The organism is Comamonas sp. C24C, from assembly GCF_053345995.1.
The window spans coordinates 21008-34779 of record NZ_JBKFBC010000013.1; the positions used below are offsets into that span (position 1 = coordinate 21008).

Sequence of the window (13772 nt, forward strand, 5' to 3'; positions counted from 1 at the left end):
TGAAACGCGTCCTGTATGGCGTCTGAAGCCATTGATGCAACAGCGATGCGCGCCAATTTACTTAGTCTTGTTGGACGATGGGCCGAGGCTGATTTCTTCATACGCTGTCTCCACGTTTTGATTGCACATCAACCAGGAGACAAAAATGCGTTTAGCGGGAAAAGTGGCCGTGGTCACGGGAGCTGGCCAGGGCATGGGGCGCGCGATCGCTCAGCGCTTTGCCGATGAAGGCGCCACCGTGGTGGCCGTGGACCTGAACGAAGAAGCCGCCAGGCAGACCCTGGAAGGCAAGGACGGCAAGCATCTGGCCCGTTCCGTCAACGTGGCCGACAGCGCAGCGGTCGACACGCTGTTTGTCGAGGTCCGCGAGAAGCTGGGCGCCGTCGACGTGCTGGTGAACAACGCTGGTGTGGGATCGGTGGACCAGTTTGCCGATATTCCCGACGCGACCTGGGAGCGCGTGATCGGCGTGAACCTGAACGGCGCGTTCTACTGCGCTCGTGCGGCGGTCAGGCAGATGCAGCAAGGCAAGGGCGGAGCCATCGTCAACATCTCCAGCACCTCGGCAGTCAGCGGTGACGGCCCTGCCCATTACTGCGCTTCCAAAGCGGCCCTGATGGGCTTGACCCGTGGCATGGCCAAGGAACTGGCATCCAAGAAGATCCGCGTGAACACCCTGGTTCCTGGTCCCACCAACACGCCCATGATGCAGGGCATTCCCCAGGAATGGGCCGATGCCATCATCGCCGGCGTGCCCATGGGTCGCATGGCTGAGCCCGAAGACATCGCCAAGGTGGCCGTGTTCCTGGCCAGCGACGACAGCGGCTTTGTGACGGGGCAGAACCTGGCCGTCAACGGCGGCAGTGCCTTCCTGTAAGGAGAGAAAAACATGAACAAGCGTCTGCAAGGCAAGATTGCATTTGTGTCGGGTGGCGGCTCCGGTATCGGTGCGGCAACGGCCGAGCGTTTCGCACAGGAGGGAGCGACCGTGGTGATCTGCGGTCGCCGCAAGGAGCCTCTTGATGAAGTCGTGACCAGGATCAAGGCTGGCGGCGGCAGTGCCGAGGCCATCGTGGCTGACGTGGGCAACGAAGCCCAGTTTGTCGGAGCGCTGGAGCAGACGGCCAAAAAGCATGGCAGCCTGGACATCCTCGTCAACAACGCCATGGCCTATACCTGGGGCGGCATCGACGGCATGACCACGGCGGACTGGCATGCCAATTTCACCACGTCGGTGGACGGCACTTTCTGGGGCACCCGCACGGCGCTGAAGCTGATGGGCGGCAAGGGCGGCTCCATCGTCAATATCAGCTCCATCTGCGGCACGCTGGGCACGCCCTATATGTCGGGTTACTCGGCGGCCAAGGCCGCCATCATCAACTTCTCGCGTGCGGCGGCTGCCGAAGGAGCGGCGGCGGGCATCCGTGTGAACGTGGTGATCCCCGCCGTGGTGGAAACCCCCGCCACGGCCGGCATGCTGGCCGACGAAGCTTCGCGCAAGACCACCGAGAAACTCATTCCCATGGGGCGCGTGGGCCAGTCCGGTGAGCTGGCCAATGCCGTGCTGTTCCTGGCCAGCGACGAAGCCAGCTATGTGACAGGTGCCGCCCTGCCCGTGGATGGCGGTCGTTCCGCCGTGCTGGTGACCGCACTGTAAGAAAGAGTCTGAAGAGATGAGTGAACCCGTGAATCAGTGGCCACAAACGCTCGAAGAGCGTATCGACAGGCTGGAGTCGCTGGATGCGATTCGTCAGCTGGCCGGCAAGTACTCCCTGTCGCTGGACATGCGTGACATGGACGCCCATGTGAACCTGTTTGCTCCCGATATCAAGGTGGGCAAGGAAAAAGTGGGACGCGCGCATTTCATGGCCTGGCAGGACAGCACGCTGCGTGACCAGTTCACGGGGACCTCCCACCACCTGGGCCAGCACATCATCGAGTTCGTGGACCGCGATCACGCCACCGGCGTGGTCTATTCGAAGAACGAGCATGAGTGCGGTGCCGAGTGGGTCATCATGCAGATGCTGTACTGGGACGACTACGAGCGCATCGACGGTCAGTGGTACTTCCGCCGCCGTCTGCCCTGTTACTGGTATGCCACGGATCTGAACAAGCCGCCGATTGGCGACATGAAGATGCGTTGGCCCGGCCGGGAGCCCTACCATGGCGCTTTCCACGAGCTGTTCCCGAGCTGGAAGGAGTTCTGGGCCCAGCGCCCCGACAAGGACGAGCTGCCGCAGGTGGCCGCACCCGCACCACTGGAGCAATTCCTCAAAACCATGCGCCGCGGCACACCGGCGCCGCGCATGCGTGTGCGCTAAGGAGCCGGCATGAGTCAAACGCTTTTCACGCCTGTCCAGCTGGGCCGGATTGCCCTGCAGAACCGCGTTGTCATGGCGCCCATGACGCGCAACCGTGCCGATGCCGATGGTACGCCCACGGACATCATGGCCGAGCACTACGGCCAACGTGGCGATGCCGGCCTGATCGTGGCCGAAGGGGCCTGGCCCGAGGTCGCGGGTCAGGCTTACTGCCGCCAGCCCGGCATCGAGACTGCCGCTCATGTGCGCGCCTGGCGCCGTGTGACGGATGCGGTGCATGCCCGTGGCGGATCCATCGTGCTGCAGATCATGCACTCCGGTCGCATCGGCAGCCGCCATATCAAGCCCGCAGGCGTGCGCTCGGTGTCGGCGTCCGCCATTCAGGCGCAAGGCAAGATCTGGACCGATGCCGCGGGCATGCAGGATTTCGACCTGCCCCAGGCATTGAGCACCGAAGAGGTGCGCAAGGCGATTGCCGAGCATGCCGCTGCCGCCAGACGCGCCATGGATGCCGGCTTTGACGGCGTCGAGCTGCATGGCACCAGCGGTTATCTGAGTCTGCAGTTCCTGCACTCCAGCACCAACCGGCGTACCGACGAATATGGCGGCAACGCCAGCAGTCGCTCACGTTTCGCCGTGGAATGCCTGGGCGCCATGGGAGAAGCCATCGGTATCGACCGCGTGGGGCTGCGCCTGAATCCCGGCAATACCTTCAATGACACGGCGGATGAAAACTCCGCAGCCACCCATGCCGAGCTGATGCGTCAGGCCGCCAAGCTGGGCATTGCCTATCTGCATGTGATGCGTGCGGTCTTCGATCCATCCATCGATGCCTTCAAGCTGGCGCGAGAGAATTTTGGCGAGAGCCTGATTCTCAACGACGGCTTTGATGCGCAAAGTGCCGAAGCTGCGCTACAGGCGGGAGAGGGTCTGGCGGTGTCTTTTGCGCGGCATTTCATTGCCAACCCGGATCTGGTGCAGCGCATGCGCCAGGGCCTGCCTCTGTCCAGGTTTGACCGCAACACTCTCTATACCCCCGGCGCCAGGGGCTACAACGACTATGCACCGGCACAGGAGGCGCAGACCGCCTGATCCGTCCGGAAACCGAGTTCATCGTGTTGGCCGCATTTCCTTCGGGGATGCGGCCTTTTTTGTACTCCGGGTTTTCACGGCTGTTGTGGGCCTGCCGGAGCAGTCTGCTCGCAAGGGCGTAAAGCGTTCTAGTCTGTTGCGCTGAATCGCATGTCGAATCTGGTAAAGATGCTATGAAATTTGGGTAAATCGGCCGCAAATCGTTAGTCTCAATGGACGATGTTTGCCAAGACTCTCCTCTTCAGAATCCTCAGCATCACTACAGGATTTGGGTTGGAGGCCCCGACATCATGATGGAAATACGTGGACTTGCGTACGTTGTCGCCGAGAGCTCTGATTTGGATCGCTGGGTCAGCTACGCACGCGATGTGCTTGGCATGATGCCCAGCACCACAGCCGATGGCGATCTGCTGATCAAGATGGACGAGCGTCAGTTCCGCTTCCAGGTGCAGCCTGGCAGCATGGACAAGTACTCCGCATCCGGCTGGGAAGTGGCCGACAAGGAGGCTTTCGAACAGGCGCTCAAGGTGTTGCAGGCGGCCGACGTGCACTATGAGTTGGGCAACTCCGAACTGTGCGCCAAGCGCCATGTGCAGCAGCTGGCCGTGGTGACCGATCCTTCCGGCAACCGTCACGAGATCGTCTGGGGCTTCAAGTCCGACTTCAGTCATTTCGCATCGCCTCAGGGGGTCTCGCGCTTCGTCACCGGTGACTATGGGCTTGGCCATACCGTGTTGCCCGCGCCCGACTTCGACAAGACGGTTGCCTTTGTGCGCAATGTGCTGGGCTTTGGTCTTTCGGACATCTACAACTTCAAGCCTGCAGGCGATGCCGGTCCCACGGTCCGCATCCATTTCTTCCACTGCGCCAACGGCCGTCACCACAGCCTGGCCCTGGCCGAGTTCCCTTCCGCATCGGGCTGCGTGCACGTGATGGTGGAGGTCGACAACATGCCCGAAGTGGGCCGTGCCATGGACCGCATGCAAAAGAGCCAGGTCAAGCTGTCGGCCACCCTGGGTCAGCACACCAACGACAAGATGATCTCGTTCTACATGAAGACGCCCTCCAATTTCGACCTGGAGTTCGGTTATGGCGGCGCCATCATCGACTGGGATCACCACATCACGCATGAGTTCACGACCGTAAGCCTCTGGGGGCACGACTTCAGCGTGGGCCGCCCTGAAAACAACTGATAGGAGGCTTGGAGACATGGCCAATAAATTGATGACAGCGAAGGACGTTGTGGCATCCATCAAGGACGGCATGACGATTGGTATCGGTGGCTGGGGCCCCAGGCGCAAGCCAATGGCCCTGGTGCGCGAGCTGCTGCGCAGCCCCGTCAAGGATCTGACCGTGGTGGCCTATGGCGGTGCCGATGTGGGCATGCTGTGCGCGGCCGGCAAGGTCAGGAAGCTGATCTTCGCCTTCGTGTCGCTGGACTTCATTCCGCTGGAGCCCTATTTCCGCAAGGCGCGCCAGAGCGGCGAGATCGAAGTCATGGAAATTGACGAGGGTCATATGGTGCTGGGCCTCAAGGCGGCCGGCATGCGCATTCCCTATATCCCGACCCGGGTCGGTCTGGGCACCGATGTGCTCAAGCACAACAGCTCCATCCGCCTGATCGAGTCGCCTTACGACGGCAAGGAATGGGTGGCGATGCCCGCCATCAATCTCGATGTGGCCCTGCTGCATGTGGATCGCGCGGACTCTCGCGGCGTCTGCCAGATTGCCGGCCCCGACATCTACATGGACGACCTGTTTGCGCGCGCCGCAACCAACACCTTTGTGAGCTGCGACGAATTGGTCGAGAGCAGCAGCTTCGAGTCGGAGCAAGCCGCGCGCCTGGTGTTCTGGGAGCGTTCCGAAACCACGGGCGTGGTGCACCTGCCAGGTGGTGCCCACCCATCGTCCTGCGCGCCGCTGTATGGCTTTGATGTCAAGCACTTCAAGGAATACGTGGCCAGCAGCAAGGAAGAGGGCGGCTGGGACAGCTACCAGCAGAAATACGTGCAGTGCACGGAGCAGGAATATCTGGAAAAAGTGGGAGGCATGGAAGCAATCAAGCGCCTGCCCCTGCCTGTGTTCTGAGGAGGCCAAGAGATGAGTGAAATTGCATTGGTAGATCGCGTCATCTGCGCCGCGGCACGTGCCTGGGAAAACGACGGCGAGGTACTGGCCACCGGCATCGGCCTGGTGCCGCGACTGGCGGCCTCGCTGTGCATGCGGTCCATCAACACCGATCTGATCATGACGGACTCCGAGGCCTGGGTGGTCAACGAGCCCGTGCCCGTAGGCCCTCGCGGAGACTACAAGATCAAGCGTGAAAACTGGATGGGCTTCTCGCGCATCTTCGACAACGTCTGGGGTGGCAAGCGCCATGCCATGGTGGGGCCCGTGCAGGTGGACCGCTTTGGTCAGGGCAATATCTCCATGGTGGGCAGCGACTACGCCCGTCCCAAGTCCATGATGCTGGGCGTGCGCGGCTTTCCCGGCAACTCCATCAACCACGCCAACTCCTTCTTCGTGCCCAATCACAGCACCAAGGTTTTTGTGTCGGGCGAGGTCGATGCAGTGGGCAGCGTGGGCTACAACAGCGCGCGCCTGGCCAAGGGCTGGACGCTGGAGGAAACCACGGACATCCGCTTCATCTTCACCAATCTGTGTGTGATGGACTTCGGCGGTCCCAGCCATCAGGTGCGCCTGGTGTCGCTGCATCCCGGCGTGACTGCGGCACAGGTCAGGGAAGCCACCGGCTTTCCGATTCACGTTCCCGAGAACGTGGGCGTGACGCCTGATCCCACGCCCGAGCAACTGGCTTTGCTGGCTCAGCTCGATCCGCACAATCTGCGCGCTACGGCCATGGGAGCCTGATATGCAGCATGCATCCAGCGAATTTGTGACGCGTGAGGACAAGGCTGTCTATGAAACCGGCGAGCCCGTGCTCTACAGCGTGGACAACGGCATTGCCACGGTCACCATGAATCGGCCCACGTTCAACAACGTGCAGAACTCGCAGATGACCTATGCGCTGGATGAAGCCTTGCGCAAGGCGACCGATGACGACAGCGTCAAGGTCATCGTGCTGCGTGGCGAGGGCCGTCACTTCAGCGCGGGTCATGACATCGGCACGCCCGGCCGCGACATCAACAAGCCTTTCGACCGCGTCCACCTGTGGTGGGATCACACCAACAAGCCCGGGGGAGAGCAGCTGTTTGCCCGCGAGCAGGAGGTCTATCTGGGCATGTGCCGGCGCTGGCGTGAGATCCCCAAGCCCATGATTGCCATGGTGCAGGGCGCATGCGTGGCGGGCGGCCTGATGCTGGCCTGGGTCTGCGATCTGATCGTGGCCAGCGACGATGCGTTTTTCCAGGACCCCGTGGTGCGCATGGGCATTCCCGGCGTGGAGTACTTCGCCCATGCCCACGAGCTGCATCCGCGCATTGCCAAGGAGTTTCTGCTGCTGGGCGAGCGCATGCCGGCAGAGCGCGCCTACCAGATGGGCATGGTCAACCGCGTGGTGCCGCGTGCCGAGCTTGAGGACCAGGTCTATGCCATGGCCCAGCGCATGGCGGCCCAGCCGCGTCTGGGCATGGCGCTGACCAAATTGGTCGTCAACAAGGCCGAGGAACTGCAGGGCCTGCGCTCCACCATGGACATGGCTTTTGGCTACCACCACTTTGCCCACGCACACAGCCAGGCGATGGGCATGGGGCAACTGGGCGGCCAGGACGCCAGGTCCATGGCCAAGGCCAACAAAGAAGAGTCAAAGGCATGAGCAATATGAACGACATGGGCAGTCTGCGCACTACTCTTTGCGACCTGCTGGGGTGCCGCTACCCCGTCATCCAGACGGCCATGGGCTATGTGGCGGGGGCCGATCTGGTGATTGGGACCACCAATGCCGGCGGCTTCGGCTTCCTGGCCGGTGCCACCATTGCTGCCGACAGGATCGAGGCCGAAATCCTGCGCGTCAAGCGCGAGACCGACGACCAGCCTTTCGGGCTGAACTTTCACATGTTCCAGCCCAACGCCCAGCAACTGCTGGATCTGGCGGTGAAGTACCGGCTGCGTGCGGTCAGCTACGGCCGCGGCCCGGACAAGAAGGTGATAGGCCGGCTGCGCGAGGCCGGCATCGTCTGCATGCCCACCGTGGGAGCCCTGAAGCACGCCCAGAAGGCGATCGAGATGGGCGCCAATGCCATCACCGTGCAGGGCAGTGAAGGGGGCGGCCATACCGGCAGCGTGCCCACCACGGTGCTGCTGCCCCAGGTGGTGGATGCGGTCCAGGTCCCGGTGGTCGCCGCCGGCGGCTTCTATGACGGGCGTGGTCTGCTGGCTGCGCTGGCCTACGGCGCATCGGGCATTGCCATGGGCACGCGGTTTTTGATGACCAGTGATGCCAAGGTGCCCGGTGCCACGCTGCAGCGCTATCTGGCCGCCACGGATGCGGAAAAGATCGCCATCTCGCATCTGGTCGATGGCATGCCGCAGCGAATGATTCCCAACGAATACCTGGCCATGCTGGAGAAGGCCAGTCCCATGAAACGCCTGCGCATTGCCCTGAGCCTGGCACTGCAGTGGAAGGCCGAGACCGGCATGACCACGGGTCAGGCCCTGAGCATCTTCATGAAAGCACTGCGCGAGGATTCTTCTTCGGTGGCCCAGACCGTGATGGCCGCCAACGCACCCATGCTGCTGCAGCGCTCCATGGTCGATGGAAACCCGGCCGATGGCGTGATGTCCGCCGGTCAGGTGGCCGCGCTGATCGGCAGGCTCGACAGCTGCGAGGAAGTGATAGGCGGCATCGTCCGCCAGGCCATGGACCGTCGCAACGCATTGAACGCATTGACTCCTGCATAACAACAAGCCAACGAGACCGGATATGTCCACTCAACAATTTCATTCCACTATTCATGACAACGGCGTGGCAGAGCTGGTGATCGACCGCGCTCCGGTGAATGCCCTGAATGCCGCCGGCTGGAATGGTCTGGCCCGGGAAATCCAGGCGCTGGGCGACAGGCCCGAGGTGCGCGTGATCGTCATTCGCGCCGAGAACCGGGGCTTTTGCGCCGGTGTGGACATCAAGGAGCTGGCCGAGAACGACAAGCTCATCCTTGAGGTGAACGCAGGCAACTACGCCACCTTCAAGGCCGTGCATCTGAACAAGGTGCCGGTGATCACCGCCGTGCACGGCTTTGTGCTGGGCGGGGGCATCGGTATCTGCGGCGCATCCGACATTGTGATCGCGGCTGAAGACGCCACCTTCGGCTTGCCCGAAGTGGACCGCGGCGCCATGGGGGGGGCCGCCCATCTGCAGCGCATGTTCGGCGTGCAGAAAACCCGCTACCTGTTCTTCACGGGCGAGATGGTGGCTGCGGCCGAGGCCCTGCGCCTGGGGGCCGTCGAGCGTGTGGTTCCCCGCGAGCAGATGCGCGACACCGCCATGGACATCGCCAACCGGATTGCCGCCAAGAGCCCCGCCATGATCCGCATCGCCAAGGAGGCGCTGACCGGCATCGAGGACGGCAATCTCGAAGACAAGTATCGCTGGGAGCAGGGCTTCACCCTGCAAGCCTATATGAGCCCCGACTCCGCCGAGACGCGCAGCGCCTTCGTGGAAAAGCGCGACGCCAAGTTCTGAGCACCGATAGCGCGAAGAGGAGACAACCATGGATTTGACATACACCCCAGCGCAGAAGGCCTTCCGTGCCCAGGTACGTGAATGGCTCAGGGACAACGTGCCCAGGCAGCGTCTGCAAAGCTATGACACCCGCGAGGGCTTCGAGCAGCACCGCCAGTGGGAAGCCAGGCTGGCAAGCGCGGGCTACAGCGCCGTGACCTGGCCCAAGGATCTGGGCGGCAGCGGCTGCGACCTGACAGAGTGGCTGATCTTCGAGGAAGAGTACTGGGCGGTCGATGCGCCAGCCCGCGTGAACCAGAACGGCATCCTGCTGCTGGGCTCCACGCTGATGGAGTTCGGCACACCCGAGCAGAAGGCCCGCTTTCTGCCCCGCATGGCGCGCTGCGACGATATGTGGGCCCAGGGCTGGTCCGAGCCCAATGCCGGCTCCGACATGGCGGCCATCAGCAGTCGCGCCATCCGCAAGGGCGACAAGTTCATACTGAACGGCCAGAAAATCTGGTCCACCCGCGCCATCTTTGCCGACTGGGTGTTCGGCCTGTTTCGCAGCGACCCTGCATCGAGCCGCCACCATGGACTGAGCTACATCCTGGTGCCCTTGAACACGCCCGGCATCACCGTGCGTCCGATCCGCGCCATCAACGGCCGTGAACACTTCGCCGAAATCTTCTTCGACGATGTCGAGGTACCTGCGGAGAACCTGCTGGGTGCAGAAGGCAAGGGCTGGCATGTGGCGATGGCCACCGCGGGCTTCGAGCGCGGCCTGCTCCTGCGCTCTCCCGCCCGCTATCAGCGCAGTGCGCAGAAGCTGGTGGATCTGTATCTGCGCAACCAGGTCGATGCCGACCGTGATCACTCCATCCGCGATGCTGTTCTGCGTGCCTGGCAGGGGGCGGAGGCGTACACGCTGTCCTCCTATCACACGGTGGGTCGCCTGCACAAGGGCGCGCAGATCGGGGCCGAGGCCAGCACCAACAAGATCGTCTGGTCCGAGCTGGACATCATGATTCACGAGACCGCGATGCGCATTCTGGGCGCGCGGGCCGAGCTCATCGATGACGCCGAGGCCAACGAATGGCTGGAAGGCTTCCTGTTCTCGCAGGCCGGCCCCATCTACGCGGGCAGCAACGAGATCCAGCGCAACATCATCGCCCAGCGCATGCTGGGCCTGCCCAAATCCTGACCGGCAGGGAGACAATCATGGACTTCACCTTTACCGAAGATCAGATCGCATTCCGCGACTCGATCAGCCGCTTTCTGATGACCGAAGCGGCTCCCGAGCTGTTGCGCGACATCTGGGAAACTCCGAGCGGCCGCAGCCCCGAGCTGTGGGCCAGGATTGCCGAGCAGGGCCTGATGGGCCTGTCGGCACCCGAAGCCGATGGCGGCATGGGCCTGGCCGATGTGGACTGGGCACTGCTGCTGCAGGAGGTGGGCTATTACGCCTTGCCCGATTCCCTGAGCGACACCGCCTATGTGGCCGTGGGCATGCTGAGCGCCTTGCATGATGGGCATGAAAGCCGTGTCTGGCTCTCCAGGATCGCTGCGGGCAGCTGCCGCGTGGCCGTGGGTCATTCCGTCAATCCCCATGTGGCGGATGCCGCGCTGGCCGATGTGCTGCTGCTGCCGCACGCCACGGCCACCGGCCTGGAACTGCATCTGCTCAAGCCCGAGCAGTGCGAGATCACGGCGCTGAGCAGCATCGACTCTTCGCGTCGCCTGTCGCAGGTACGCTGGACGCCATCCGATACGACCCGCCTGCTCGACGGTACTCAGGGCCAGAAGGTCTGGGACACTGCAGGCGAGCGCGGCGCGCTCGCCGCCGCTGCCCAGATGCTGGGCCTGGCCCAGCGCATGCTGGACCTGTCTGTGGACTACGTGGCACAGCGCAAGCAGTTCGACAAGGTCATCGGCAGCTTCCAGGCAGTGCAGCATCACCTGTCCGACATCGTCACCAAGATCGAGTTTGCCAAACCCGTGCTCTACCGCGCCTTCTATGCGCTGCAGCATGGCGAACCCGATCTGGCCGTGCGTATCTCGCACGCCAAGCTCCAGTGCAGCGAAGCGAGCTGGTTTGCCGCGCGCAACAGCCTGCAGGTGCATGGCGCCATGGGCTACACCTGGGAAGTCGATCTGCAGATGTTCATGAAGCGTGCCTGGGTGCTGGATGCCGCCTGGGGCGACAAGGCATTCCACGCGGCACGCCTGACCCAGGGCCTGCTGCGCAGTCCCAATGCTCCCGTGGGACCTGGCGCGACCTTTGATCGGGAGGTCGATTCATGCGGCTCCTGCTCTGCGCAGGATGCCATCAGAAACATGGATGAAGAGGTGGCTGCATGAGCGCCCAGGCCTATATCGTTGACGCACTGCGCTCGCCCACCGGCAAGCGCAAGGGCTCTCTTGCCGCTGTGCACGGCGCCGATCTCGGCGCTCATGTGATCAAGGCGCTGGTCGAGCGCAACGACATTCCCGCAGCCGATTACGACGATGTGATCTTTGGCTGCGTGGACACCATCGGCGCCCTGGCCGGCGACATCGCCCGCACTTCCTGGCTGGCGGCCGGCATGCCGCTGAATGTGCCCGGCACCACGATCGACCGCCAGTGCGGCTCGTCCCAGCAGGCCATTCATTTTGCGGCCCAGGCCGTGATGAGCGGCACGCAGGATGTGGTGCTGGCCGGAGGCGTGCAGACCATGAGCGCGATTCCGATCTCGTCGGCCATGCTGGCCGGTCAGCCTCTGGGCTTTAGCACGCCGTTTGCCGAGAGCAAGGGCTGGCAGGCCCGCTTCGGCAACGCGCCCGTCAACCAGTTCTATGCTGCCCAGCGCATTGCCGACCACTGGAGCCTGAGCCGCGGCGACATGGAAGTGTTTGCCAAGGAAAGCCATGACCGGGCCCTGAAGGCGATTGCCGAGGGGCGCTTCGACCGTGAAATCGTGCCATTCGGCGATTTCAGGATGGACGAAACGGCACGCCTTTCGACCCTGGAGAAGATGGCCACGCTGGAGCCGGTGGATCCCGACTATCCCTCCATCACTGCAGCCGTCTCAAGCTCCACCTGCGATGCGGCGGCTGCCGTGCTGGTGGTGTCCGAGGCTGCGCTCAAACGCTACCACCTCACGCCCCGCGCCCGCATTCACCACATGAGCGTGCGCGCCGATGATCCCATCTGGCATCTGACAGCGCCTATTCCCGCCACCGAATATGCGCTCAAGAAGGCGGGCATGACGATGTCCGACATCGACCTGGTCGAGATCAACGAGGCTTTCGCTTCCGTGGTCATGGCTTGGCTCAAGGAAACCGGCTACGACCACGCCAGGACCAATGTCAACGGCGGCGCGATTGCACTGGGCCATCCGCTGGGGGCGTCGGGGGCCAAGCTCATGACCACGTTGCTGCACGAGCTGGAGCGCACCGGCGGTCGCTTCGGTCTGCAGACCATGTGCGAAGGCGGAGGTCAGGCCAACGTCACCATCATCGAACGTCTCTGACGGCTTGCATGCAGGCACGACAGTGCCTGCACTGCCCCGGAGTTCAGGTGTGAGCGGTTGAGCAAGTCGTCCAGAAAATCAACGGAGACAAGGACATGCAAGACGACGCGACAGATGAGCCGCGCCGCAGGGCGGCGGTGGATACGGCGGCCTGCACCCGGAGCCTGGCACCGGCGGACGCCATCAGCGCTGCAGCGCAGCTGCGTCATGGAGACATCAGCCCGCTTGAAATGCTGGAGGCTGCGATTGCCTGCGTGGAGGCCTTGCCGCGCCTGAATGCCCTGGTCATCAAGGACTACGAGCAGGCACGCGAGCATGCCAGAAAGCTGTCGCAGCTGGGTCGAGAGGCGCGCAAGCAGGCAACGGATGCGGCCGCACTCTGGGGCCTGCCCTTTGTGCTCAAGGATCTGGGCATGAATATGGCCGGCAGCGTGACCAGCAACGGCTGCGCCTTCTTCAAGGATGCCGTGGCCTGGCAGGACTCCACGCTGGTGCAGCGCTACAAGGCGGCGGGGCTGAATATCTTCGGCAAGACGGCGTCGTCTGAATTTGGCATGACCACCACCACGGAGTCCAGGCTCTACGGTGCAACCCTCAATCCCTGGAGCCCCGCCCACACGGCCGGCGGTTCATCGGGCGGCACGGCGGCTCTGGTGGCCGCAGGCATCGTGCCTGTAGGCCACGCCAGCGACGGCGGCGGCTCCATCCGCATCCCGGCAGCGCATTGCGGGCTGTTCGGTCTCAAGCCCAGCCGTGGCCGCGTGCCTGCCGGGCCCGCTGCACTCGACGGTGCCGTGGGGCTGGCCGCTCACCATGTCATCAGCCGCAGCGTGCGCGACAGCGCTCTGCTGCTGGACCTGACGGCAGGCCCGGAGCCGGGCTCGCGCGTGCGACCCGGCTCCGATGTGCAAGGTGGCTATCTGCAATCGCTGAATCTGCCCGAGCGCAAGCTGCGCATTGCCGTGTGGCGCAGAAATCACTTCGGCATGCCCGTGCATGCCGAATGCCTGGCCGCAGTGGATCAGGCCGCAAAGCTCTGTGCAGCCCTGGGCCATGAAATCGAGGAAGCCATGCCCGAGCTGCCGGTGGCAGAAATCTTTGCCGGCATGGGGGGCGGCATGTCTGTCGGTCTGCTTGCGGCGGTCGAAGCCCGTGAAAAGCTGCTGGGTCGCACCGTGCGCGAGGACGAACTGGAGCCGCTGAACTGGGCCGCGCTGCAGGCGGCCC

14 protein-coding genes are annotated in these 13772 nt (G+C 63.4%); all 14 read left to right on the forward strand.

The window, feature by feature from the left end; all coding sequences use genetic code 11:
• Nucleotides 1–145: 145 nt before the first annotated feature.
• Nucleotides 146–877, forward strand: a complete 732-nt coding sequence (locus tag ACLBXN_RS20695) for an SDR family NAD(P)-dependent oxidoreductase (RefSeq protein ID WP_447613402.1) — start codon at nt 146–148, stop codon at nt 875–877.
• 12 nt (nt 878–889) lie between these two features.
• The gene (locus ACLBXN_RS20700; protein ID WP_447613403.1) at nt 890–1657 is read left to right on the forward strand and encodes an SDR family NAD(P)-dependent oxidoreductase; all 768 of its coding nucleotides are present in this window, start codon (nt 890–892) and stop codon (nt 1655–1657) included.
• A gap of 16 nt (nt 1658–1673) precedes the next feature.
• The gene (locus ACLBXN_RS20705) at nt 1674–2321 is read left to right on the forward strand and encodes a nuclear transport factor 2 family protein (protein WP_353240406.1); all 648 of its coding nucleotides are present in this window, start codon (nt 1674–1676) and stop codon (nt 2319–2321) included.
• A gap of 9 nt (nt 2322–2330) precedes the next feature.
• Nucleotides 2331–3413 carry an alkene reductase gene (locus tag ACLBXN_RS20710; RefSeq protein WP_447613404.1) on the forward strand — a complete coding sequence of 361 codons (1083 nt, stop codon included), beginning with the start codon at nt 2331–2333 and terminating at the stop codon, nt 3411–3413.
• 290 nt (nt 3414–3703) lie between these two features.
• Nucleotides 3704–4606 (forward strand): VOC family protein, encoded by a 903-nt coding sequence (locus ACLBXN_RS20715; protein WP_447613405.1) that lies wholly within the window; start codon nt 3704–3706, stop codon nt 4604–4606.
• A 16-nt stretch (nt 4607–4622) separates the two neighbouring features.
• Entirely contained in the window at nt 4623–5501 is an 879-nt protein-coding gene (locus tag ACLBXN_RS20720) for a CoA transferase subunit A (RefSeq protein WP_043005850.1), read from the forward strand.
• A 12-nt stretch (nt 5502–5513) separates the two neighbouring features.
• Nucleotides 5514–6284 carry a CoA-transferase subunit beta gene (locus tag ACLBXN_RS20725; RefSeq protein ID WP_447613406.1) on the forward strand — a complete coding sequence of 257 codons (771 nt, stop codon included), beginning with the start codon at nt 5514–5516 and terminating at the stop codon, nt 6282–6284.
• Nucleotide 6285: 1 nt separating this feature from the next.
• Entirely contained in the window at nt 6286–7188 is a 903-nt protein-coding gene (locus ACLBXN_RS20730) for an enoyl-CoA hydratase (protein ID WP_043005847.1), read from the forward strand.
• Nucleotides 7185–8273, forward strand: a complete 1089-nt coding sequence (locus tag ACLBXN_RS20735; RefSeq protein WP_447613407.1) for an NAD(P)H-dependent flavin oxidoreductase — start codon at nt 7185–7187, stop codon at nt 8271–8273. Before ACLBXN_RS20730 ends, ACLBXN_RS20735 begins: the two co-directional genes overlap by 4 nt.
• A gap of 22 nt (nt 8274–8295) precedes the next feature.
• Nucleotides 8296–9054 carry an enoyl-CoA hydratase family protein gene (locus ACLBXN_RS20740; protein ID WP_447613408.1) on the forward strand — a complete coding sequence of 253 codons (759 nt, stop codon included), beginning with the start codon at nt 8296–8298 and terminating at the stop codon, nt 9052–9054.
• A 28-nt stretch (nt 9055–9082) separates the two neighbouring features.
• Nucleotides 9083–10237, forward strand: a complete 1155-nt coding sequence (locus tag ACLBXN_RS20745; RefSeq protein WP_211455527.1) for an acyl-CoA dehydrogenase family protein — start codon at nt 9083–9085, stop codon at nt 10235–10237.
• 17 nt (nt 10238–10254) lie between these two features.
• Nucleotides 10255–11394, forward strand: coding sequence for an acyl-CoA dehydrogenase family protein (locus ACLBXN_RS20750; RefSeq protein ID WP_447613409.1), 1140 nt, complete (start codon nt 10255–10257; stop codon nt 11392–11394).
• Nucleotides 11391–12545, forward strand: coding sequence for an acetyl-CoA C-acetyltransferase (locus ACLBXN_RS20755; protein WP_447613410.1), 1155 nt, complete (start codon nt 11391–11393; stop codon nt 12543–12545). Before ACLBXN_RS20750 ends, ACLBXN_RS20755 begins: the two co-directional genes overlap by 4 nt.
• Before the next feature lie 95 nt (nt 12546–12640).
• Nucleotides 12641–13772 (forward strand): amidase (locus ACLBXN_RS20760; protein ID WP_447613411.1); only part of this gene is annotated, 1132 nt, incomplete at its 3' end.

Excerpts from the sequence above, each read along its gene's own strand:
- ACLBXN_RS20695 (WP_447613402.1), top strand. The coding sequence starts at position 146 with ATGCGTTTAGCGGGAAAAGTGGCCGTGGTCACGGGAGCTGGCCAGGGC.
- ACLBXN_RS20700 (WP_447613403.1), top strand. The coding sequence starts at position 890 with ATGAACAAGCGTCTGCAAGGCAAGATTGCATTTGTGTCGGGTGGCGGC.
- ACLBXN_RS20705 (WP_353240406.1), top strand. The coding sequence starts at position 1,674 with ATGAGTGAACCCGTGAATCAGTGGCCACAAACGCTCGAAGAGCGTATC.
- ACLBXN_RS20710 (WP_447613404.1), top strand. The coding sequence starts at position 2,331 with ATGAGTCAAACGCTTTTCACGCCTGTCCAGCTGGGCCGGATTGCCCTG.
- ACLBXN_RS20715 (WP_447613405.1), top strand. The coding sequence starts at position 3,704 with ATGATGGAAATACGTGGACTTGCGTACGTTGTCGCCGAGAGCTCTGAT.
- ACLBXN_RS20720 (WP_043005850.1), top strand. The coding sequence starts at position 4,623 with ATGGCCAATAAATTGATGACAGCGAAGGACGTTGTGGCATCCATCAAG.
- ACLBXN_RS20725 (WP_447613406.1), top strand. The coding sequence starts at position 5,514 with ATGAGTGAAATTGCATTGGTAGATCGCGTCATCTGCGCCGCGGCACGT.
- ACLBXN_RS20730 (WP_043005847.1), top strand. The coding sequence starts at position 6,286 with ATGCAGCATGCATCCAGCGAATTTGTGACGCGTGAGGACAAGGCTGTC.
- ACLBXN_RS20735 (WP_447613407.1), top strand. The coding sequence starts at position 7,185 with ATGAGCAATATGAACGACATGGGCAGTCTGCGCACTACTCTTTGCGAC.
- ACLBXN_RS20740 (WP_447613408.1), top strand. The coding sequence starts at position 8,296 with ATGTCCACTCAACAATTTCATTCCACTATTCATGACAACGGCGTGGCA.
- ACLBXN_RS20745 (WP_211455527.1), top strand. The coding sequence starts at position 9,083 with ATGGATTTGACATACACCCCAGCGCAGAAGGCCTTCCGTGCCCAGGTA.
- ACLBXN_RS20750 (WP_447613409.1), top strand. The coding sequence starts at position 10,255 with ATGGACTTCACCTTTACCGAAGATCAGATCGCATTCCGCGACTCGATC.
- ACLBXN_RS20755 (WP_447613410.1), top strand. The coding sequence starts at position 11,391 with ATGAGCGCCCAGGCCTATATCGTTGACGCACTGCGCTCGCCCACCGGC.